Source organism: Enterococcus sp. 4E1_DIV0656 (genome assembly GCF_002140695.1).
Lineage (GTDB): Bacteria > Bacillota > Bacilli > Lactobacillales > Enterococcaceae > Enterococcus_D > Enterococcus_D entomosocium.
Genome location: NZ_NGLF01000001.1, coordinates 1,001,238 through 1,023,737 on the forward strand (window position 1 = coordinate 1,001,238; position 22,500 = coordinate 1,023,737).

Annotated in this window: 20 protein-coding genes; 16 read left to right on the forward strand and 4 right to left on the reverse strand. The window is 44.2% G+C overall.

All coding sequences use genetic code 11. The features are described 5' to 3' along the window. The first annotated feature begins 353 nt into the window (after nt 1-353). From dnaA to A5882_RS04800, 14 genes are all read left to right on the forward strand, one after another. Nucleotides 354-1,691 (forward strand): chromosomal replication initiator protein DnaA, encoded by a 1,338-nt coding sequence (gene dnaA / locus A5882_RS04735; protein ID WP_005232925.1) that lies wholly within the window; start codon nt 354-356, stop codon nt 1,689-1,691. A gap of 159 nt (nt 1,692-1,850) precedes the next feature. Further along, nucleotides 1,851-2,981 carry a DNA polymerase III subunit beta gene (gene dnaN / locus A5882_RS04740; protein ID WP_005226354.1) on the forward strand — a complete coding sequence of 377 codons (1,131 nt, stop codon included), beginning with the start codon at nt 1,851-1,853 and terminating at the stop codon, nt 2,979-2,981. 222 nt (nt 2,982-3,203) lie between these two features. Continuing rightward, nucleotides 3,204-3,443, forward strand: coding sequence for a S4 domain-containing protein YaaA (gene yaaA / locus A5882_RS04745; RefSeq protein WP_008376781.1), 240 nt, complete (start codon nt 3,204-3,206; stop codon nt 3,441-3,443). Next, nucleotides 3,430-4,542, forward strand: a complete 1,113-nt coding sequence (gene recF, locus A5882_RS04750; protein WP_005232923.1) for a DNA replication/repair protein RecF — start codon at nt 3,430-3,432, stop codon at nt 4,540-4,542. The genes yaaA and recF overlap by 14 nt, the downstream gene beginning before the upstream one ends. Before the next feature lie 5 nt (nt 4,543-4,547). Continuing rightward, on the forward strand, nt 4,548-6,497 hold the full coding sequence (gene gyrB / locus A5882_RS04755) for a DNA topoisomerase (ATP-hydrolyzing) subunit B (protein WP_005232922.1): 1,950 nt from the start codon (nt 4,548-4,550) through the stop codon (nt 6,495-6,497). A 23-nt stretch (nt 6,498-6,520) separates the two neighbouring features. Further along, nucleotides 6,521-9,046 carry a DNA gyrase subunit A gene (gene gyrA / locus A5882_RS04760; protein WP_086372482.1) on the forward strand — a complete coding sequence of 842 codons (2,526 nt, stop codon included), beginning with the start codon at nt 6,521-6,523 and terminating at the stop codon, nt 9,044-9,046. 263 nt (nt 9,047-9,309) lie between these two features. Then, nucleotides 9,310-9,609, forward strand: a complete 300-nt coding sequence (gene rpsF, locus A5882_RS04765; RefSeq protein WP_005226363.1) for a 30S ribosomal protein S6 — start codon at nt 9,310-9,312, stop codon at nt 9,607-9,609. Nucleotides 9,610-9,652: 43 nt separating this feature from the next. After that, nucleotides 9,653-10,177: a single-stranded DNA-binding protein gene (gene ssb, locus A5882_RS04770; protein WP_005232920.1), complete on the forward strand. Its 525-nt coding sequence runs from the start codon at nt 9,653-9,655 to the stop codon at nt 10,175-10,177. Nucleotides 10,178-10,200: 23 nt separating this feature from the next. Then, nucleotides 10,201-10,437, forward strand: a complete 237-nt coding sequence (gene rpsR / locus A5882_RS04775) for a 30S ribosomal protein S18 (protein WP_005226367.1) — start codon at nt 10,201-10,203, stop codon at nt 10,435-10,437. Between the two features lie 239 nt (nt 10,438-10,676). Beyond that, entirely contained in the window at nt 10,677-12,125 is a 1,449-nt protein-coding gene (locus A5882_RS04780) for a DHH family phosphoesterase (RefSeq protein WP_005232918.1), read from the forward strand. Nucleotides 12,126-12,140: 15 nt separating this feature from the next. Next, nucleotides 12,141-12,593 (forward strand): 50S ribosomal protein L9, encoded by a 453-nt coding sequence (rplI, locus tag A5882_RS04785; protein ID WP_005226371.1) that lies wholly within the window; start codon nt 12,141-12,143, stop codon nt 12,591-12,593. Between the two features lie 108 nt (nt 12,594-12,701). Continuing rightward, entirely contained in the window at nt 12,702-14,072 is a 1,371-nt protein-coding gene (dnaB, locus tag A5882_RS04790; RefSeq protein ID WP_005226374.1) for a replicative DNA helicase, read from the forward strand. Nucleotides 14,073-14,319: 247 nt separating this feature from the next. Beyond that, entirely contained in the window at nt 14,320-15,612 is a 1,293-nt protein-coding gene (locus A5882_RS04795) for an adenylosuccinate synthase (RefSeq protein WP_005232916.1), read from the forward strand. Nucleotides 15,613-15,752: 140 nt separating this feature from the next. Continuing rightward, nucleotides 15,753-16,628 (forward strand): DegV family protein, encoded by an 876-nt coding sequence (locus A5882_RS04800; protein ID WP_086372483.1) that lies wholly within the window; start codon nt 15,753-15,755, stop codon nt 16,626-16,628. Nucleotides 16,629-16,727: 99 nt separating this feature from the next. Here the strand turns inward: A5882_RS04800 and A5882_RS04805 are convergent, their stop codons facing one another. Then, on the reverse strand, nt 16,728-18,350 hold the full coding sequence (locus A5882_RS04805) for an ABC-F family ATP-binding cassette domain-containing protein (protein ID WP_005226380.1): 1,623 nt from the start codon (nt 18,348-18,350) through the stop codon (nt 16,728-16,730). A 208-nt stretch (nt 18,351-18,558) separates the two neighbouring features. Here A5882_RS04805 and A5882_RS04810 point away from each other — a divergent pair, with 208 nt between their 5' ends. Continuing rightward, entirely contained in the window at nt 18,559-19,377 is an 819-nt protein-coding gene (locus tag A5882_RS04810) for a ZIP family metal transporter (RefSeq protein WP_086372484.1), read from the forward strand. 57 nt (nt 19,378-19,434) lie between these two features. On the opposite strand, the gene A5882_RS04815 is transcribed toward A5882_RS04810, so the two are convergent. Beyond that, a complete protein-coding gene (locus A5882_RS04815) occupies nt 19,435-19,638 on the reverse strand; it encodes a hypothetical protein (protein WP_008376766.1) in 204 nt (67 codons plus the stop codon). Nucleotides 19,639-19,789: 151 nt separating this feature from the next. Between A5882_RS04815 and A5882_RS04820 the strand changes: the two genes are divergently transcribed. Next, nucleotides 19,790-20,191, forward strand: coding sequence for a DUF4809 family protein (locus tag A5882_RS04820; protein WP_086316721.1), 402 nt, complete (start codon nt 19,790-19,792; stop codon nt 20,189-20,191). 106 nt (nt 20,192-20,297) lie between these two features. On the opposite strand, the gene A5882_RS04825 is transcribed toward A5882_RS04820, so the two are convergent. Continuing rightward, a complete protein-coding gene (locus A5882_RS04825; RefSeq protein WP_061053519.1) occupies nt 20,298-21,542 on the reverse strand; it encodes a glutamate-5-semialdehyde dehydrogenase in 1,245 nt (414 codons plus the stop codon). Continuing rightward, the gene (gene proB / locus A5882_RS04830) at nt 21,539-22,354 is read right to left on the reverse strand and encodes a glutamate 5-kinase (protein ID WP_034872095.1); all 816 of its coding nucleotides are present in this window, start codon (nt 22,352-22,354) and stop codon (nt 21,539-21,541) included. The genes A5882_RS04825 and proB overlap by 4 nt, the downstream gene beginning before the upstream one ends. Nucleotides 22,355-22,500 lie beyond the last annotated feature (146 nt).

Here is a 22,500-nt window from a genome sequence, read left to right on the forward strand (position 1 = left end):
TTTTGTGGATAACTTTTTCCCCAGAGTTATTTTGACTTTTTCCACAAACAAACAGCCTGTAGAAAAGTTTTCCACAATCGCTTTTCCAGCTGTTGATAACTACCCTAAAACCTAGTATTATCAAGGCGTGATCTTCACATAGATCTGTGGATAAGAGAGATTTTTTTCTAGTTATGCACATTCTTTTTCTACCTGTGGATAGTGCATTTTCGAACATGTGCATTTCCTTTTTTCTTTTATCCCGTTTTGTGGAAAAGTATTTTTTTCTAACCTTTTTTATCGTAATCTGTGGAAAACTTTTTCAATCCGTGCTATTTTAGTTATATCTATTCTTAGTTATAGGAGGACAATTTATGCCATCTGCTGATTCTATTTGGCAAGATCTTCAACGTTCCTTTAAAGAAGAGCTGAATCCGGCCAGTTATAGTGCTTGGATCGAGACTGCCAATGTCTTGTCGTTTGAAAAAAATCAGCTGCTGATCGAAGTACCCAGCGATCTTCATAAATCTTATTGGGAAAAAAATCTAGCTGCCAAAATTGTTGAAATGGGATTTATGAAAACTGGTGAAGAATTGATTCCTAGTTTTGTGACTGTCGAAGAAGCAGAAGCTTTAAAAACAGCCCCTTCTACTATTCAAACAGCTGCAAAAGAAAACGAGCGGCCGCCGAAATCGATCTTAAATGAAAAATACACATTTGATACCTTTGTCATCGGGAAAGGCAATCAGATGGCCCACGCTGCTGCTTTAGTTGTTGCAGAAGATCCTGGGTCTATTTATAATCCGCTGTTCTTCTATGGTGGCGTTGGTTTAGGGAAAACCCACTTGATGCATGCGATCGGTCATCAAATGTTGCTAAAACGTCCCAATGCCAAAATCAAGTATGTTAGTAGTGAAAATTTCACCAATGATTTCATTACTTCTATTCAAAAGAACAAAATGGAAGATTTTCGAAACGAATACCGCAATGTTGATCTTTTGCTGGTGGATGATATTCAATTCTTAGTCAATAAAGAAGGAACCCAAGAAGAATTCTTTAATACCTTCGAAGAACTGTATCGCAATAATAAACAGATCGTCCTGACAAGTGATCGTTTGCCAAATGAGATCCCGACTTTGCCGGAACGTTTGGTTTCCCGTTTTGCTTGGGGCTTATCCGTTGATATCACCCCGCCGGATCTAGAGACGCGGACTGCGATTTTGCGGAAAAAAGCCGAAGCCGAACGCTTGGAGATCCCCGACGATACCTTAAGTTATATCGCTGGGCAGATCGATTCGAATATCCGAGAACTTGAAGGAGCACTCGTGCGGGTGCAAGCTTTTGCTACGATGCAAAACTCAGACATTACAACGAGCTTGGCAGCTGAAGCCATCAAAGCCTTGAAATCAAGCCATGGCTCGACCCAAGTTTCGATTTTGCAGATCCAAGAAGAAGTCGCAAAATACTATCACATTCATGTCAATGATCTAAAAGGGAAAAAACGGGTCAAAGGCATCGTTGTCCCACGGCAGATCGCGATGTATCTCTCTCGAGAATTGACCGATAGTTCTTTACCAAAAATCGGCGGCGAATTTGGTGGCAAAGACCATACCACGGTCATTCATGCCCATGAAAAAATTCAGCATTTAGTCGAAACAGATCCCACGATCAAAAATGAGATCGCTGAAATCAAACAAATTCTCTTCAGCTGATCTGTGGATAAGAAAAGAAGAACCAAAAAAGTTGTCCACAAGTTATTCACAGGCATTTTCGTTAGTCTAATCACTCTTTTCTCGAGTTATCCACATTACTAACAAGCCTATTACTACTATTACTTTTATTTAATAACTATAAATTAAAGGAGTATCGCTATGAAGCTAACTTTAAACCGAACAGAGTTCATGCAAGAATTACAAACTGTCCAACGGGCGATTTCAACCAAAACCACCATCCCGATCTTAACCGGAGTAAAATTGTCCCTTTCAGAAAAAGGATTAACCATGACTGGGAGCAATGCCGATATTTCCATTGAAACTTTTTTAAGTGTGGAAAACGAAAAAGCGCAAATGCAAATCGAAAAAACAGGAGCAATCGTTTTACAAGCACGTTTCTTCAGCGAAATCGTTCGTCGTTTGCCTGAAAGTACCTTAACGTTAGAAGTTTTAGACAATAATCAAGTAGCGATCACTTCTGGAAAAGCTAACTTTACCGTCAACGGCTTGGATGCCGATAGTTATCCACATTTACCAGTTGTCGAAAGTCAAGATTCGATCGAGATTCCAGCGCACGTGTTGAATAAGGTTGTTAGTGAAACGGTCTTTGCGGTTTCGCAACACGAAAGCCGTCCAATCTTAACTGGGGTCCACTTTGTCTTAGAAAATCAAAAATTATTAGCTGTTGCGACGGACTCACACCGTTTGAGCCAACGGGTGATTCCATTGGAAAGCGGAGAAACAGCCTTCAACATCGTGATTCCTGGCAAAAGCTTAACGGAACTTTCTCGTTCCTTAACAGATGAAGAAGAAGCGATCCAAATCAGCATTATGGATAACCAAGTGTTGTTCCAAACGAAAACCATGAAATTCTATTCTCGTTTATTGGAAGGAACTTACCCAGATACCAACCGTCTGATTCCTTCAAGCTTCAATACTGAGATCGAATTTTCTGTCCCAGAATTGTTACAAGCCATCGAACGGGCGTCATTGCTTTCTCATGAAGGCCGTAACAACATCGTTCGTTTGGCGATCTCCGAAGAAGCCGTTGTCTTATATGGAAACTCACCAGAAATCGGGAAAGTGGAAGAAGATCTTTCTTTTGAAAAAGTGACAGGCGACCCATTAGAGATCTCTTTCAATCCTGATTATATGAAAGCTGCACTACGAGCATTTGGTGACACCAGCATCGTGATCCGCTTTATCTCAGCGATCCGTCCCTTTACGTTGGAGCCAACAGAGAGCAAAGGCAGCTTTATCCAGCTGATCACACCTGTGCGCACCAACTAGTTTTTCATGTCTTTTGAAAAAAGTTGAAACAATCATCTGAAAATGAATAAATGAGTTAAAAGGGCTTAAAATCGTTTTTAAGCCCTTTTTTCTATTTTGGCTTCTTTTTTGTCTAAAAGCAGTAAGTCTTCTGAGAATGAAAAATATGCCGATGAATTTGTTTTCTTGGCAAAAAAAGAGTATAATAGAGCTAAACGCTCTTTGATAGAATTGAGGGGAATTATGAAAATGCAAATACCGTTAGAAACGGAATATATGACACTTGGACAAATGCTCAAAGAAGTCAGTGTGATCAGCAGCGGCGGCCAAGCGAAATGGTACCTTGCAGAGCACACCGTTTTTGTCGACGGCGAGCCGGAAAATCGACGAGGGCGCAAATTGTATGCGGGAATGCGTGTTGAGCTACCTGATGAAGGTACTTTTTTTATGGTGAAGAAGGAAGACGCAGATGCGGCTGAATGAGTTGCATTTAAGCAATTATCGGAACTATGATTCGCTGACACTGACTTTTGAGAAAGGTCTGGTCATTTTTTTAGGCGAAAATGCGCAAGGAAAAACCAATATTTTAGAAAGTATCTATGTATTGGCGATGACCAAAAGCCACCGCACCTCCAGCGAGCAAGAACTTATCCGTTGGGACACGGAAGGTGCGCGGATCTCTGGCAGTGTCAGTCGGGGACGCTCAACGATCCCGTTAGAACTGTTTTTGTCAAAAAAAGGACGAAAAACGAAAGTAAACCACATTGAGCAAAAAAAGCTCAGTAGTTACATAGGGCAGCTGAATGTCATTTTATTTGCTCCAGAAGACCTCTCCCTTGTAAAAGGAAGTCCCCAAGTCCGCCGCAAATTTCTCGATATGGAAATTGGGCAGATCGATCCAATTTATCTCTATGATCTCGTTCAATACCAATCCGTTTTGAAACAGCGCAATCAATACTTAAAACAGCTGAATGAAAAAAAACAGACCGATGAGATCTATTTAGATGTTTTGACGGAACAGCTGGTGGCTTTCGGCAGTAAAATCATTTTAGCCAGACAACGGTTTGTTCAGCGCTTGGCGTATTGGGCAAATCAGCTGCACCAAAAGATCAGCCAAGGAAAAGAAACCTTGCAGATCGACTATTTATCAAATGTGCCCGGTGAGGCGACCTCGCTGGAGGAGATCCAACAGCAATTTGTCAAAGCCTTGGCACAAGTCAAAGACCGTGAACGATTTCGGCAAGTCACGTTGGCAGGCCCCCATCGAGACGATCTGGATTTTTTGATCAATGAGAAAAATGTTCAGACCTTTGGTTCGCAAGGACAGCAGCGAACAACGGCCCTAAGTGTCAAATTGGCAGAAATCGATTTGATGAAAGAAGAAACAGGGGAATATCCCGTCCTTTTATTAGATGATGTCATGAGTGAGCTGGATGATTCCCGACAACTGCATTTATTGGAAACCATTGAAGGAAAAGTTCAGACCTTTCTGACAACAACGACATTAGAACATGTAAAAGACAAAATGTCTGTGGAAGCAGAGATTTTTTATGTAGAGCAAGGACATATTAAAGGAGAATAGACTGAATGACAGAAGAAGAAAAAAGCTTAGTTGAACGTGCGAAAGCCTATGATGCCAGTCAGATCCAAGTGCTGGAAGGACTAGAAGCCGTCCGCAAACGACCTGGGATGTACATTGGTTCTACCAGTTCAGAAGGTTTGCACCACTTAGTATGGGAAATCGTCGATAACTCGATCGACGAAGCACTAGCAGGCTTTGCCTCAAGTATTCAAGTGATCATTGAACCAGATAATAGCATTACGGTCGTCGATGACGGTCGGGGGATCCCCGTTGATATCCAAGCCAAGACAGGCCGTCCAGCGGTAGAAACCGTCTTTACGATCCTGCATGCCGGCGGGAAATTTGGTGGCGGCGGCTACAAGGTTTCCGGCGGACTTCATGGGGTAGGTTCCTCCGTCGTTAATGCGTTGTCCACGACTTTAGACGTAAAAGTCTATAAAGAAGGCAAAGTGTATTATCAAGAATACCATCGTGGAGCAGTCGTTGATGACTTAAAAGTGATCGATGAAACCGACCGCCACGGAACGACCGTCCACTTTGTTCCAGATCCAGAGATCTTTACGGAAACAACGGAATTCAATTTTGATAAATTAGCGACGCGGGTTCGGGAATTAGCCTTCTTGAACCGTGGTTTAAAAATCTCGATCGAAGACAAACGGGAAGAAAAACCCGTTTTGAAAGAATATCATTACGACGGCGGGATCAAGAGCTATGTGGAGCATTTGAATGCGAGTAAAACAGTGATTTTCCCAGATCCGATCTATTTAGAAGGAGAACAACAAGGAATCACGGTTGAAGTCTCCATGCAATATACCGATAGCTACCATAGCAACCTGCTAAGTTTTGCCAACAACATCCATACCTATGAAGGCGGAACCCATGAATTCGGGTTTAAGACTGCCTTGACCCGGGTGATCAATGATTACGCCCGCAAGTCAAAATTGATGAAAGAAAACGACGAAAACCTGACCGGAGAAGATGTTCGGGAAGGCTTGACGGCGGTTATCTCCATCAAGCATCCAGATCCTCAGTTTGAGGGACAAACGAAAACCAAATTAGGAAATTCCGAAGTGCGGACAGTCACCGATCGTCTCTTTTCCGAACATTTCACGAAATTCTTGATGGAAAACCCGAATGTGGGTCGTCAAGTCGTGGAAAAAGGACTTTTGGCATCAAAAGCCCGTCAAGCAGCCAAACGTGCCCGGGAAATGACTCGCCGAAAAGGTGCGTTAGAAATCAGTAACTTACCTGGGAAATTAGCCGACTGTTCCAGTAATGATCCAGAAAAATGCGAATTGTTTATCGTCGAAGGAGATTCTGCCGGCGGTTCAGCAAAACAAGGCCGCAGTCGGGAATTCCAAGCGATCTTACCGATCCGTGGAAAGATCTTGAATGTCGAAAAAGCCAGCATGGACAAAATCTTAGCAAACGAAGAGATCCGTTCGCTGTTTACAGCAATGGGTACCGGGTTTGGTGCTGATTTTGATGTAGCAAAAGCCCGTTACCACAAGCTAGTCATCATGACCGATGCCGATGTCGATGGTGCCCATATCCGGACCCTACTCTTGACGCTGTTCTATCGTTATATGCGTCCCATCGTTGAAGCCGGTTATGTCTATATCGCACAACCGCCATTGTACGGTGTCAAACAAGGGAAAAATATCCATTATATCCAACCCGGCAAGAATGCCGAACAAGATTTGAAAAATACGATTGAATCACTACCTGCGACACCAAAACCAACAGTTCAACGATACAAAGGTCTAGGGGAAATGGATGACCACCAGTTATGGGAAACCACGATGGATCCTGACAATCGGATGATGCTGCGGGTCAGCGTAGATGATGCCATTGAAGCCGATCAAATTTTTGAAATGCTGATGGGGGATCGCGTCGAACCAAGACGGGCCTTTATCGAAGAAAACGCGCACTACGTGAAAAATCTTGACATCTAGCCAATCGTAGAGGAGGAAACAGCTTGAGTGAAGAAGCAAAACAAAATATTCATGACGTCAATCTGACCAGTGAAATGCGCGAGTCCTTTATCGATTATGCAATGAGTGTAATTGTTGCTAGGGCTTTACCAGATGTGCGGGATGGCTTAAAGCCGGTTCACCGCCGAATTTTATATGGAATGAATGAATTAGGGGTCACACCAGACAAGCCCCATAAAAAATCAGCCCGGATCGTCGGCGATGTCATGGGGAAATACCATCCCCATGGTGACAGTGCGATCTATGAATCAATGGTGCGGATGGCACAGCCCTTCAGCTATCGCTACATGTTAGTCGATGGCCACGGAAACTTTGGTTCAGTCGATGGTGACGGTGCCGCTGCGATGCGGTATACCGAAGCCCGCATGAGCAAACTGGCGATGGAGATGCTGCGGGACATCAACAAAGATACTGTTGATTTCCAAAGCAATTATGATGATACAGAACGAGAACCAGCGGTATTACCAGCACGCTTCCCGAACCTTTTGGTCAACGGGACGACGGGGATCGCTGTTGGGATGGCGACCAATATCCCGCCTCATAACTTGAATGAAGTTATTGCAGCCATCGATCTATTGATGGAAAATCCAGAAGTCACGACAAGTGAATTGATGGAAGTCCTGCCGGGACCAGATTTCCCAACCGGCGGGATCGTCATGGGAAAATCCGGTATTCGCCGTGCCTATGAAACAGGGAAAGGTTCGATCACTGTTCGCGGAAAAGTCGAAGTGACTGAAATGCCCAACGGTAAAGAACGGATCTTAGTGACTGAATTGCCGTATATGGTCAATAAAGCGAAGTTGATCGAGCGGATCTCTGAGCTGCACCGTGACAAACGGATCGAAGGAATCACCGATCTGCGGGATGAATCGTCTCGTGAAGGCATGCGGATCGTGATCGACGTTCGTCGCGACGTCAGTGCGTCGGTGATCTTAAACAATCTCTACAAAATGACTGCACTGCAATCTTCTTTTGGCTTTAATATGTTAGCCATTGAAAAAGGCGTGCCGAAGATTTTGAGTTTGAAACGAATTTTAGAAAATTACATCGAGCATCAACAAGAAGTGGTAACTCGTCGGACACAGTTTGATAAAAACAAAGCAGAAGCCCGTGCCCACATCCTAGAAGGGTTACGGATCGCATTGGATCATATCGATGAGATCATTGCTTTGATCCGGGCATCAAATTCTGATGATGAAGCAAAAAATAGCATGATGGAGCGCTTCAAATTGTCCGATCGCCAAGCGCAAGCAATTTTAGATATGCGTTTGCGTCGCTTGACTGGTTTGGAACGCGACAAGATCGAAAACGAGTACCAAGGTTTGTTAGAATTTATCGCTGATTTGACAGACATTTTAGCAAATCCACAACGAGTCCTAGAGATCATCCAAACGGAGTTACAAGAATTAGGCCAACGCTTTGGCGATGATCGCCGGACTGAATTATTGGTTGGGGAAGTCTTAAGTCTTGAAGATGAAGACTTGATCGAAGAAGAAGAAATCGTCATTACTTTGACGAACAATGGATACATCAAACGAGTAGCTAAGTCTGAATTCCGTGCACAACGTCGCGGCGGACGTGGCGTTCAAGGAATGGGGATCCACGATGAAGACTTCGTGAAGACGTTGATTTCTTGTTCGACTCACGACACATTACTGTTCTTCACCAATAAAGGGAAAGTTTACAAAGCCAAAGGTTATGAAATTCCTGAGTATGGTCGGGCAGCCAAAGGTATCCCTGTGATCAATCTGCTAGGGATCGATTCTAGCGAACGGATCGAAGCGATCATTTCGGCTTCAGGTGGGCCTCAAGAAGGACGCTACTTGTTCTTCACGACGCGTCTAGGTGTGGTCAAACGGACCTCAGTGACGGCCTTTTCAAATATCCGTGCCAATGGTCTGATTGCGATCGGTCTTCGGGAAAATGATGAGTTGGTTAACGTGATCGAAACCCATGGCGAAGATGTCGTGATCATCGGCACCCACGATGGCTACTCTGTGACTTTCAAAGAAGCCCTTGTTCGGGATATGGGCCGAACAGCTGCTGGTGTGCGAGGCATTCGTCTAAGGGACGGAGACTACGTGGTAGGCGCTGCAGTGATCACAGAAGACAGTGAAGTCTTGGTCATCACTGAGAACGGCTATGGCAAGCGTACCAAAGGCTCTGAATACCCAATCAAAGGTCGTGGCGGAAAAGGGATCAAAACAGCCAACATTACGGCGAAAAACGGTCCATTAGCCGGCTTGACGACGGTCAGCGGTGAAGAAGACATCATGGTGATCACCGATAAAGGCGTCTTGATTCGTTTCAATGTAGCGACTGTTTCCCAAACTGGTCGGGCAACCTTAGGGGTTCGTTTGATGAAGATGGAAAACAATGCCAAAGTAGTGACGATGGCAACGGTTGAACCAGAAGTCGAAGAAGAACTAGCGACTGCTGAAGAAACAGCGGGACAAGACGTGCCAGTTGTGGAAGAAACAACGGAAGACACTACGGATACACAAGAATAAGCAATACGTTTTCTAGGAAGACAGCAACCTGCGAACCTGCAGCTTGCTGTCTTTTTACTCTTTTTCAAAAAATCGGCAGCAGCTGACGTATTTATCAGTGTAAGCGATTGTTTGCAGTGATGGGTAGATGCAGGGACGCAAAAAAATAGCTTGCAGTAGGGACGAAAAAAGTGTATAATAATTATTTGTGAGTAGTCTAATTAGACCACTCTCTCTGCTCCTAGAAAACTAGGGGCCAAAGTCCACAGGGAGGTGAAAAATCAATGGAAAACACGAAATATGAGATCTTATATATCATTCGTCCAAACATTGATGAAGAAGCAAAAGCCGCATTGATCGCTCGTTTTGACTCAATCTTAACTGATAACGGCGCTGAAGTTATCGAATCAAAAGATTGGCAAAAACGCCGTCTAGCGTATGAAATGGATGGATTCCGTGAGGGTATCTATCACATCGTTAAAGTTTCTTCTTCAACAACTGCAAGTGCAATCAACGAGTTTGACCGTCTTGCGAAAATCAATGATGACATTATCCGTCACATGATTGTCAAAGAAGAAGCATAATATTGTTTCACATGAAACAAAAGCGATGAGGAGATGATGAACTTTGATTAATAATGTTGTACTAGTAGGAAGACTAACCAAAGATCCTGATTTACGTTACACTTCTAATGGCACTGGTGTCGCAACCTTTACCTTGGCGGTAAATCGCAATTTTACCAACCAAAGTGGAGAGCGCGAAGCTGATTTCATCAACTGTGTTATTTGGAGAAAACCAGCGGAAACATTAGCAAACTATGCACGCAAAGGAACTTTATTAGGGGTTACTGGACGTATTCAAACCCGTTCATACGACAACCAACAAGGCCAACGTGTTTATGTAACAGAAGTCGTTGCTGACAACTTCCAATTATTAGAATCGCGAAATGCTTCCGAGCAAAGACGCACAACTGATAGCGGATCTGGCAGCAGCAATACGTATAACTCAAATAGTTCTTCTGGATTTGGTAACAATAACTCAAATCAAACTCAATCCTCTCAACCATCAGGAATGCCTAATTTTGATCGAGACAACTCCGATCCATTCGGAAACTCATCAATCGACATTTCAGACGATGATTTACCATTCTAAGAAATTGATAGGAGGGAAATAGGATGGCACAACAAAGAAGAGGCGGACGCAAACGTCGTAAAGTAGACTACATTGCTGCAAACCATATTGAACATATCGATTATAAAGATATTGAATTACTAAAACGTTTCATTTCAGAACGCGGTAAAATTTTACCACGTCGTGTAACTGGTACTGGTGCGAAAAACCAACGCAAACTTACCATTGCAATCAAACGTGCGCGTATTATGGGATTACTTCCATTCGTAGGCGAAGAATAAATCGAATGATTTTCATTGACAAGTTTCTTTTGAAGCTTGTCAATTTTTTTATCTACTGAAGAAATACTTGTTATTTTATATACAGATAAAATAACAAGTGACAGAAATTTTCCCATGATTATCTCACCAAAAAAGTTTCACGTGGAACTTTTTGCATCAATCGCCTATTTGATTGTTTTGTGGTAAAATAAGGAACAAAGCTTCAAAAAAATGGGATGATACATTGAGGGGTAAAAAAGATGGCAGCAATTGGGTTGATTTCAATTGATAATTACGATGATTTGATTGAGAAAAAAGACGACAAACAAGTTTCTTATTTGAACTCGCTGATCACGACACTGATTTCTGATTGGGCAAGTGAGAATCATGTTTTTTACAAACGAATCAATTCCGAGCGGTTTCTTTTCGTCGCGAAGTATTCAGATATTGAGCGGATGAAGGAAGAAAAATTCCAATTTTTGACTAGAGTACGGCAAGTTGCGGAAAAAAATGATCTGGCATTAACGATCAGTATGGGAATTTCCTATGGGGAAGAGTCTTTTGAAGAGATTGGTGAAGTGGCACAAAACAATCTCGACATTGCGTTAGTTCGTGGCGGCGATCAAGTCGTTTTAAAAGAAGCCAAAGAAGAAGCAAAACCGCAATTCTTTGGCGGTAATACGGATGGTACGCCGAAGAGAACGCGTGTTCGTTCTCGTGCCATGAGTACGGCGTTGAGAAAGATTTTTGCTGAAAACCAGCGGATCTTTATCATGGGACATCGTTACCCGGACATGGATGCTTTAGGTTCGGCTTTTGGGGTGGCTTACATGGCGATGATGAGCGACAAAGAATGCTACATCATTTTAAATCCGAAAGAGATCACCGCCGACATTCAGCGGGCATTGGAAGAATTGAAAAAATACCCCGAGCTGGAACGATTTGTGATCACTGGGGAAGAAGCAGTCAATTTATCAAATGAAGAAAGTGTCTTAGTGATGGTAGATTACCATAAGCCGTCGATGTCGATCTCGCAAGCGGTCTATGATGAATTTGACAAAATCGCAGTGATCGATCACCATCGTCGCGGGGATGAGTTTCCCGATAAGCCATTATTGACGTATATTGAATCTTCCGCGTCTTCAGCATCGGAACTGGTAGCAGAATTGATCCAGTATCGCGCTTCTCGCAGATCGCAAGTCCCTAAATTTATTACGACTTCTTTATTAGCGGGAATCTACGTGGATACGAAGAACTTCACGGTGCGAACCACTGGTCGGACCTTTGATATTGCTGGCTATTTGAAAAATCAAGGCGCAGATACGTCATTGGTTCAATACATGTTGAGTACGGATTTAGATTCCTATTTGATGATCAGTGAACTGGTTTCTCGCAGCCAGCATTTCCGAGAAGATATCGTGATTGCTGCAGCGGATGAAGATCGGGTGTACGATAGTGTCACCGTTGCAAAAGCGGCCGATACTCTGCTATCGATCAATGGGATCCATGCCGCGTTTGTCATTACGAAACAGCCAGGAGATTTGATCGGTATTAGTGCTAGAAGTACCGGAAAAGTCAATGTACAAACCTTGATGGAGGCATTAGGCGGCGGCGGACATTTTACCAACGCAGCCACGCAAATAAAAAACAGCAGCATTGGCGATGTAGAAAACCAGTTGCGAGCGGAATTAACGAAAAATGAACAATAACAAGGAGTGACCAAGATGAAAGTTATTTTCTTACAAGATGTCAAAGGCAAAGGCAAAAAAGGCGATATCAAGGAAGTCCCTAATGGCTACGCACAAAACTTCCTGATCAAAAACAACTTAGCCAAACCTGCCAACAATGAAAGCATGGCAGAATTAAAAGGCAAACAAAAAGCCAAAGAAAAACAAGATGCGGAAGTCTTAGCAGAAGCGAAAGAGTTAAAAGCACTTCTTGAAAAAGAAGAAACCGTCGTGAAGATCAATGCCAAAGCAGGGGAAGATGGCCGCTTGTTCGGTTCGATCCCATCAAAACAAATTGCCGATGCCTTGAACAAGCAATACAAAATTAAGATCGACAAACGCAAAATCGAATTGGATCAGCCGATTCGTGCATTAGGGTTTACGCAAGTACCTGTAAAATTGCACCCACAAGTAACAGCAACGATCAATGTTCATACCATTCAAGAATAAGCATTACTCCCAACAGTCACATGTTGGGGTTTTTTTCGGCAAACGTCCAAGCAATCTTGTACTTTGGATGGGAATCTTGTAGAATGAATGGACGAAGGAGCGAATGGCATGAATGAAGTTTGGCAAAATCAAGTTCCCCCACAAGATATTGAAGCGGAACAAGCGGTCCTAGGGGCAGTCTTTTTAGATGCCGATGCGATCATCGATGCAATGGAAGTAATCGCCCCAGAAGATTTTTATCGCCGCAGCCATCAAATAATTTTTCAAGCAATGATCCAGTTGAACGACCGTAGTGAATCGATCGACTTGATTACGTTGAAAGCAGAAATTGAAAAAAGCAACAGTCTTGAAGATGTTGGCGGTCTGACGTATCTGACTGAACTGAGTCAAGCTTCACCATCAGCAGCAAGTATTGCTTATTATGCGAAGATCGTTGACGACAAAGCCACGCTGCGCAATCTAATCCAAACAGCGAGCCGTATCGTAACCAAAGGCTTTGAACAAGATGAAGATGTACAATCGATCATTGATCAAGCAGAAAAAAGTATTTTAGAAGTATCCGAAAAGCGCAACAGCAATGGCTTCCAATCGATAGCGGAAGTCTTGAATCGGACGATCGAAACGATCGATCAGTTGGCGCAAAACAACGAAGAAATCACCGGATTACCTACGGGTTATGCGGCTTTAGACAAAATGACGGCGGGGCTGCAAAAAGAAGAGCTGATTATTCTCGCTGCCCGCCCCGCGGTAGGGAAAACCGCGTTTGCCTTGAATATCGCGCAAAATGTCGGAACGAAAACCGATCGTTCCGTAGCGATCTTTAGTCTGGAAATGGGGGCTGAATCATTGGTCAACCGGATGCTTTGTGCGGAAGGCTCGATTGAGGCTAGTCACTTGCGGACGGGGCAGCTCTCAGAAGAAGAATGGCGGAATTTGATCGTTGCCATGGGCAGTCTTTCTAACGCCAATATCTATATCGATGATACCCCCGGGATCAAGATCTCTGAGATCCGGGCGCGTTGTCGGAAACTGGCGCAAGAAAAAGGCAATCTCGGCTTGATTTTGATCGACTATTTGCAGCTGATTGAAGGAACGGGTCGCGAAAACCGCCAACAAGAAGTCTCTGAGATCTCTCGCCAATTAAAGAAACTGGCGAAGGAATTGAAAGTGCCGGTGATTGCACTGTCTCAGCTTTCTCGGGGTGTGGAACAGCGACAAGACAAACGTCCTGTTTTAAGTGATATCCGGGAATCAGGGTCGATCGAGCAGGATGCCGATATCGTTGCTTTCTTGTATCGGGATGACTACTACCGCAGTGAAGGCGACGATGACGATGAACCAGAAGAACAACAAAACAACAATGTGATCGAAGTCATTATTGAAAAAAACCGGAGTGGTGCCCGGGGGACGGTCGAACTTCTATTCATCAAAGAATACAATAAATTCTCCTCGGTCTCGCCACGAGAAGAGTTCGGGTAAGACACCAATTATTTGAAAAACAATGGCTCCTGCTGCCGTCTGCATTGCGCTGATGGTAGTAGGGCTTTTTTTATGTGTCGACTTTATTCGTTTTTACGTGTATAAATAATTATTCCAAAGAAAATAGTTCGTTTTTTACCCCTGAAAAATGAGAATTTAAAACGATTATTCGATTTTAGATTGAAAGAGCTTGCGAATCTTGTTACAATACTTAAGGAATGCACTAATTAAAGAAAGAGGTCATTATATGTCATCTGTAGTAGTAGTAGGTACACAATGGGGCGATGAAGGTAAAGGAAAGATTACGGACTTTTTGAGTGAAAACGCGGAAGTCATTGCACGTTATCAAGGTGGAGACAATGCCGGCCATACGATTAAATTTGACGGTGTGACCTATAAACTGCATTTGATTCCTTCAGGGATCTTTTATGCAGATAAAATCAGTGTCATTGGAAACGGGGTCGTTGTGAACCCGAAATCATTAGTTAAAGAATTAGCATACTTGAAAGAAAACAATATAATAACAGAAAACTTGAAGATCTCTGATCGTGCACATGTTATTTTACCTTACCATATCCATTTGGATCAGCTGCAAGAAGATGCCAAAGGTGACAACAAGATCGGTACGACAATCAAAGGGATCGGACCAGCCTATATGGATAAAGCAGCCAGAGTCGGCATTCGGATCGCTGATCTTTTAGACAAAGAAATTTTTGAAGAACGTCTGCGCATCAACTTAGAAGAAAAAAATCGTCAATTCGTGAAAATGTTTGATGCAGAGCCAATCGCCTTTGAAGATATTTTTGAAGAGTATTACGAATATGGCCAACAAATCAAAAAATATGTGACGGATACTTCGGTGATCCTTAACGATGCCTTAGATGAAGGCAAACGAGTTTTATTTGAAGGGGCACAAGGCGTGATGCTGGATATCGACCAAGGAACCTATCCTTTCGTAACGTCATCCAACCCCGTTGCTGGAGGTGTCACCATCGGTAGTGGTGTGGGCCCTTCAAAAATCAACAAAGTCGTTGGTGTCTGCAAAGCCTACACCTCTCGGGTAGGAGATGGTCCATTCCCAACGGAACTGTTTGATGAAACAGGTGAACAAATTCGTAAGATCGGTCGTGAATACGGGACAACGACAGGACGACCTCGTCGTGTGGGCTGGTTTGATACCGTCGTGATGCGCCATTCAAAACGGGTCTCAGGGATCACGAACCTATCCCTTAACTCGATCGATGTCTTGAGCGGCCTAGAAACCGTGAAAATCTGTACCGCTTATGAACTAGACGGCGAATTGATCTATCATTACCCAGCAAGCTTGAAAGAGTTGAACCGCTGCAAACCAGTCTACGAAGAACTTCCTGGTTGGTCTGAAGACATTACTGGCTGCAAAACATTGGCAGATCTGCCAGAAAATGCACGCAATTACGTTCACCGCATCTCTGAATTAGTCGGTGTCCGCATTTCGACCTTCTCGGTAGGGCCAGACCGCAGCCAAACCAACATCTTAGAAAGTGTTTGGGCGCAAATTTAACCTGACGCGAAAGCATCAGAACAAGACAAAGAACTTCTGTGTCAGAAGCGGTCAACGATAAGTTTGGCTGCTTTTGATGAGAATTTCTTCTGTCTTGTTCTTTTTTTGCTATAATAGGGGGTAACGAGAGGGGTGAAACCATGTTTCAAATCATGACAGATTCCTGCTGTGATTTACCAGCAGCAAGATTAGCGGAGCTAGATGTCGCCTATATTCCAATGCTGATTGAATTAGATGGCAAAGAATATATCGATGATATGGGCAAAGAATTTGATACGGAATGGTTTTTAGGAAAACTAAAAGAGCATGCGCAACCGACGACTTCTCAAATCAATGTCGGACGTTATATGGAATATTTTCGGCCATATGTCGAAGCGGGCATACCGGTCCTTTATTTAGGTTTTTCTTCAGGAATGAGCGGCTCATTCCAAAGTGCCGTCCAAGCCGTAGCCTTACTAAAAGAAGAATACAAAGAAGTCGCGATCACCTTGATCGATACGCGCTCTGCTAGTTTAGGCGAAGGCTTCTTAGTTGCTGAAGCAGCCCAACAAAAAGCCCAAGGGCGTTCGTTGCTGGAAGTCAGCCAATGGGTAGAAGAAAATAAACTGCGTTTAGATTCATGGGTCACCGTCGATGATTTAAAACAATTGGAACGCGGCGGCAGAATCTCTAAAACAGCCGCAGCGATCGGTGGATTGTTGAATGTGAAACCAATCATTACCGTAGATACCGCGGGAAAATTACGCAGTGTTGATCGAGTGCGGGGACGCAACAAAGCGATCCAAAAAATCGTGGATCAAACCATCGCCAATCTTCACGAATCAAAAACCAATACGGTTTATTTTGCCAATGCTGGCGATGCCGAAGCAGCGGAGAAAGTCATCAAGCGTTTGACCGAAAAAGTTCCTGACATTATTATTCATCATTATCCATTAGGTCCAACGATCTCCAGTCATACCGGCTACGGCTGCTTGGCGCTGTTTTCATTCGGCAAAGCCCGTTTAGAACAAGCGTAACCTGCCCAACATGCCCGAAGTATTAGACAAAATAAAAAGAACGCTCCAGTTGCAGCCTTGGTGGCGGGCAACTGGAGCGTTCTTTTTTTCAAAAGCAGCTTATTGATTCATTTCTGCTACGCGTTTTTGGACATCTTTGTTTTCTAAGAATTCATCGTAGGTCGTTTCGGCACGATCCACCACGCCTTTGCTAGAGACCGCAATGATACGGTTCGCAAGGGTTTGAATAAATTGGTGGTCATGAGAAGCAAACAACAATGAGCCGGTGAAGGCCATCAAACCATCGTTTAATGCGGTGATCGATTCTAAGTCCAAGTGATTGGTTGGATCATCCAACACCAATACGTTGGCTTTTGAAAGCATCATTTTCGACAACATACAGCGAACTTTTTCGCCCCCGGAAAGAACGTTGACGGGTTTTAATACTTCATCACCAGAGAATAACATGCGACCTAGGAAGCTGCGCAAGAAGGTATTGTCGTCTTCTTCTTTGCTTGCGTATTGACGCAGCCAATCAACGATCGGGGTATCCGTATCGAATTCGCTGGTCGTATCTTTTGGCAAGTAGGCATGCTGCGTGGTGACGCCCCAACGAACACTACCTGTATCAGGAGTGATTTCCCCCATGATGACTTTGAATAGCGTCGTGGTGGTGATATCGCTATTGGCAACAAAAGCGACTTTGTCGTCTTTATTCAAGGTGAAAGAGATATTGTCTAAAATCTTTTTGCCGTCGATCGTCACACTGACATTGTCGACTTGCAGCAAGTCATTCCCGATTTCACGTTCTGGTTTAAAACCAACAAACGGATAACGGCGGGACGAAGGTTGAATATCATCAAGGGTGATTTTATCCAACATTTTTTTCCGAGACGTTGCTTGTTTGGATTTTGATGCATTGGCACTAAAGCGTGCGATAAAGTCTTGCAGTTCTTTGATCTGCTCTTCTTTTTTGGCATTTGATTGTGATTGTAATTTCGCCGCTAATTGGCTTGATTCCAACCAGAAATCATAGTTGCCGACAAACAATTTGATTTTGCCGAAGTCTAGATCGGCCATATGGGTACAAACTTTATTTAAGAAGTGGCGGTCATGGGAAACAACGATGACAGTGTTGTCAAAGTTGATTAGAAATTCTTCTAACCAGTTGATAGATTGGATATCCAATCCGTTGGTAGGCTCATCTAGGAGCAAGACGTCTGGCTTACCGAAAAGGGCTTGTGCGAGTAAGACTTTTACCCGTTGACCAGCAGTTAGATCTTTCATCAAGACATGATGCAATTCATCGGGAATGTTCAGGCCTTGCAAAAGAACGGCTGCTTCTGGCTCTGCTTCCCAACCATCAAGTTCCGCAAATTCGCCTTCTAGTTCGGCGGCACGAATCCCATCTTCATCAGAAAAGTCTTCCTTCATGTAGATCGCGTCTTTTTCTTTCATCACTTCGTAGAGACGTTTATGGCCCATGATGACCGTTTCGATCACTGGAAACTCTTCGTAATCATAGTGGTTCTGTTTCAAGACAGCCATCCGTTCATCAGGACCTAAAGAAACGTTCCCGGTCGAAGGTTGGATCTCACCAGATAAAATTTTTAAAAAAGTTGATTTACCAGCACCATTTGCACCAATCAAACCATAACAATTACCAGGCGTAAACTTAATATTAACATCATCAAACAGTTTGCGGTCTGAAAAATGCAAACTTACATCACTTACTGTAATCAATTCTTTTCCTCACTTTATATAAATTGACATGGAGTCTCCTAGCATTATAGCGATGAATGTTGAAACTTTCAAGTAAAGCCGAGGATTTCATCGGGAAAGGCTTAGGGCTGGTGAAAGAAAAATTTTGGCTGCTGCTGCCTTCCTAGTAGAACCTGACGGCTTCCTATGCTAGAGTATTGGTAGAATAGTCAGACAAAGGAGCAGACGAATGGTGGATTGGTTGGTTGGATTGTCGCCATGGCAGCAAGCGCTGGCGGGGACGATCTTTACGTATGGTATGACGGCGCTTGGGGCAGCGCTAGTCTTTTTCTTCAAAGAAATCAATAAAAATGTCCTGAATACAATGCTGGGGTTTGCCTCTGGCGTGATGATCGCCGCTAGTTTCTGGTCGTTATTAGATCCTGCGATCGCACGAGCCGAAGAAAATGGCGACATTCCGTGGCTGGTGGTCAGTACCGGGTTTGGTTTGGGCGGTTTGTTTTTTTATGCAGCAGATAAGACACTCCCACATATGCATTTTGGTCCGAATCATGAAACAGAAGGATTGCCTAGTCATTTGAAGCGAACGATCTTGCTGGTTTTTTCCATCACACTACATAATATCCCGGAAGGCTTGGCGGTAGGGGTAGCGTTTGGGGCGGCGGCTAGTGCTGATGATCCGCGAGCTGCGATCTTAGCAGCACTTTCGGTGGCAATCGGGATCGGGATCCAGAATTTTCCAGAAGGCGCAGCCGTTTCGATCCCCTTGCGCCAAGAAGGGTTAAGCCGAACCAAAGCCTTTATGTATGGGCAAGCATCTGGGATCGTTGAACCGATCGCGGGTGTGATCGGGGCTTTGTTGGTAACGAGTATGTCCGCTGTCTTGCCGTATGCGTTGGCTTTTGCAGCGGGTGCTATGATTTATGTGGTGGTGGAAGAATTGATTCCAGAAGCGCAGCAAACCTTGACGAGTCGCCGCCATTTTGCGGTTTTTGGCGTCATGTTAGGCTTTATCTTAATGATGGTTCTAGATGTCGCATTAGGCTGATGGATAGAAAAAACCACCTGACTGTTGGAAAGTCAGGTGGTTTTGGTTTTCCTGCAATTAACGATAATATTTTCTTGGTTTTTGGCGAATCGAGGTTAACCAGCGAACAATCAAAACGGCCAGCAGTAAAGGAATCCCGAAACGGAAGATCAATCCGATCAACCCACCAACAATGCCTAATACGACAGATAAAACAAGAGATGCTGCGATTAAAACTGCCACGACAGTAACGATTCTTCCTAATAAACTTTCTGTATTCATAGCGACTCCTCCTAGACTTTTTTTCTTATCCTTAGCATAGCAAGAAGGAAGAAGAAACACATCCAACTTAAGGCGGAATAATTGCTCCGCCGTGGGCCATAGGTTTTGTGATAAACTAAACATGAAGTATTCATGAAAGGAGGCGAAACGAATGAACGTAGAAATCCTCACGAGCCAAGTCATCACAGAAGGAGGGTGCAATGCCTGTTTGCCTTATGAACTCAATACCTTCACGCTGCAGCTGCCAGATGGTCGTAGTTTTTCGTTAGAAAACTTGGATGTTGCATCCTTGGTGATGCCCATCGCTCAAATCAATCAGTGGCAGACTCGCTTATTATTGGAAGAAGACGAAGGGCTGATCTATCGCAAAGGAACACAAGAAGTGATTTTTGTAGAAGGCAGCCGCCAGGATACGTTTTCCAGCAAAGGACAGACGATTGCTTGTCCGAAAAAGAGTTGTGAAGCAGACGTTTTTGCCACAACCAATCGGGTGCTGACAGAATTGTTTGGCATCGACCCGCTTTCCTTCGTTTTGCGGGCTGCACAAGCATAAGAAGACGCAAAAACAACCCCTTGCACGGGTGTACCGACCTCCAAAAGTTCGCTTTTGATCGAACTTTTTGGGGGACACTACAGCAGGGGGCTGTTTTTGCATATCGTTACTTACGGATCTGTCCTTCGCCATAAATAATGTATTTGGTGGAAGTCAGTGCTTCTAACCCCATTGGCCCACGGGCATGTAGTTTTTGCGTCGAGATGCCGATCTCGGCACCAAAGCCAAACATAAAGCCATCCGTGAAACGGGTCGAGGCATTGACGTAAACCGCCGCCGCATCAACTTCTTTCAAGAAGCGTTGGGAAGCGAAATAATCATCAGTGATGATCGCTTCGGAGTGCTTCGTATTGTAGCGATTGATGTGGGCAATGGCTTCTTCTAGCGAAGCCACCACTTTGATCGCTAAGATATAGTCTAAAAACTCGGTTGCCCAGTCCTCTTCAGTGGCAAGCTGTGCATTGTTTAAAAACGCCAATGCTTTTTCATCTCCTCGCAATTCGACTTGATTGGCAAATTGCTGTTCTACCATTGGCAAAAATTCCGCTGCCACTGCTTCATGGACGAGGATCGTTTCGATGGCATTGCAGACAGAAGGGCGTTGCGTTTTTGCATTCGTAACGATCGCCAGTGCCATCGGCAGCTGGGCGGCTTGATCGATGTAGATATGATTGTTGCCGGTGCCGGTTTCGATCACTGGTACTGTGGCGGTCTCTTTGACGCGACGAATCAAGCCGGCGCCCCCACGGGGGATCAAAACATCCAAGTAATCCGTCAGACGCATTAGTTCAGCCGCTGTTTCGTGGCTCGTGTCTTCGATAAACTGGATCGCATGGCGGGAGTGTCCATTGGCAGCTAATGCCTCTTGTAAAATAGTCACGAGGACTTGATTGGAGTGGAAGGCTTCTTTTCCACCACGCAAAATCACGGCATTTCCTGATTTGAAACACAGACTAGCGGCGTCAGTGGTGACATTAGGACGAGCTTCGTAGATGATGCCGATGACCCCTAAGGGCACCCGCTGTTGACCAATCAAAAGATCGTCAGCATTGCGCCACATTTTATCCACGGCACCGATTGGATCGGGCAATTGGGCGACTTCTCGGATGCCGTTAGCCATCTCTGTGATCCGTTGTTCTGTCAGCAACAGTCGATCCAGCATCGTTTGGCTGGTTCCTTTGGCTTTTGCGGCAGCTAGGTCTTGTTGATTAGCAGCTAAAATCGTCTCAGTAGCTTTTTCTAAAGCATCGGCCATCGCTACCAGTAGGTGATTTTTTTCACTGGCACTCAGTAAGCTTAATGTCTGGGCGCTTGCTTGAGCTTGTTGACCGATCGTTTGCAAGTTGCTCATTGCTCATCCTCCGTTCGTTGATAAAAGTGGGTGCCGACAGGTTCCCCTGCGAGCAAGTCAAAAATAATTTTCGGCTGCTTGCCGTTAGCGAGCAGCATGTGACTGTTCACGTCTAAGATGCGTTGGGCGGCTTTTAGTTTACTGGTCATACCGCCGGTTCCATAAGGACTGCCTTTTCCCGTAGCTTGTTCTAAAAGTTCCGGGGTGATTTCATTGATCTCGGAATACAAAACGGCATCAGGATCATTCAGCGGATTGGCGGAATAAAAGCCATCGATATCAGAAAGCATGATCAAAAGCTCGGCTTTCGTCAACTGAGCGACGATCGCTGACAACTGGTCATTGTCGCCAAATTTGGTGAGATGGTCCAATTCATCTACTGCCACCGTGTCGTTTTCATTAATGATCGGGATGATCCCCATCGTAAGTAGTTGCTCTAAGGTGTTGCTAACGTTTTGACGGCTTTGGGGAAATTCGATGATGTCTCTGGTCAGCAGAATTTGTGCAGTCTGCTGGCTATAGCTTTGAAAACGCTGGTTGTAGATCGTCATCAGTTCCGATTGGCCAACGGCGGCCACGGCTTGCTGCTGTGGAATCTCCACGGGTCGTTCTTTCAAATTTAACTTGTTCATGCCAACACCGATCGCCCCGGAAGAAACTAAGATGATTTCTTTGCCTTGGTTTTGCAAAGCTGCTAAGACAAAGGCTAATTCATCGATGCCAGCTAGATTGATGGCACCATTGGGATAAATCAACGAGCTGGTGCCGATTTTTACAACGATTCGGTTTTTGTTTGAAAGATCTGCGCGCATATGCCACCGCCTATTTTTTGATATTTTTTCTATTGTACTCGCAAACGGGCGTTTCGTCATGCTCTTTTTTCTTTTTGAGCTATTTTAAACGAAGAAATTGTAAAGACTTTTCGATAATTGTGTTTTCCATGAAGAAAATAGTTCTT